The 505-nt window shown below is 61.0% G+C and carries 1 protein-coding gene; it reads left to right on the forward strand.

Translation table 11 applies throughout. The features are described 5' to 3' along the window. The first annotated feature begins 42 nt into the window (after nucleotides 1-42). The gene (locus tag C437_RS20215) at nucleotides 43-252 is read left to right on the forward strand and encodes an HVO_0649 family zinc finger protein (RefSeq protein WP_152417886.1); all 210 of its coding nucleotides are present in this window, start codon (nucleotides 43-45) and stop codon (nucleotides 250-252) included. Nucleotides 253-505: the final 253 nt, after the last annotated feature.

Consider the following 505-nt stretch of genomic DNA (forward strand, 5'->3'; position numbering starts at 1 on the left):
CTGCCCGGTACAACTATACACTACTATGGTCTATGGTGACGCATGTCAATACGAAGAACGCCGAGAGGAACGACCGCATTGGACCGACTGCGAGAACGATACAGCGACGCCGACCACACGTGTTCGGAGTGCGGTTTCGTCGATACCGACAGCGGTTGGTCGGCGAAGACGACCGGGTCGAGCGTGCTCTACAGACACGTCTGTCCGAGTTGCGGTGCCATCGAAACGCGGACGCTCTCGCTGAAGTCATGAGACGCCACGTTCCGAGCGGCCGATTCTACGTTCGGTTCGAGCGGTCCGGGCGGTGAGTGGTAGTACGTTCGCACGCGAGCCATCCTGCGTCGAATCTCGAAGCGCTCGTGACGCTTACGTGAGGAAGAACACGAGTAGACTGACGGCCATCGATGCCAGCAGGACGGCGAGCGCGAGCGCGCCGCCCATCGAGACGACGACGTTCGCGTGACTGGCGAGGGTTTCGGTCCGGTCGTTGCCGAAGATGGTCACT

It is taken from the genome of Haloarcula vallismortis ATCC 29715 (assembly GCF_000337775.1).
GTDB lineage: Archaea > Halobacteriota > Halobacteria > Halobacteriales > Haloarculaceae > Haloarcula > Haloarcula vallismortis.

Coding starts and splice junctions, on each gene's coding strand:
- C437_RS20215 (WP_152417886.1), top strand. CDS start 43: ATGTCAATACGAAGAACGCCGAGAGGAACGACCGCATTGGACCGACTG.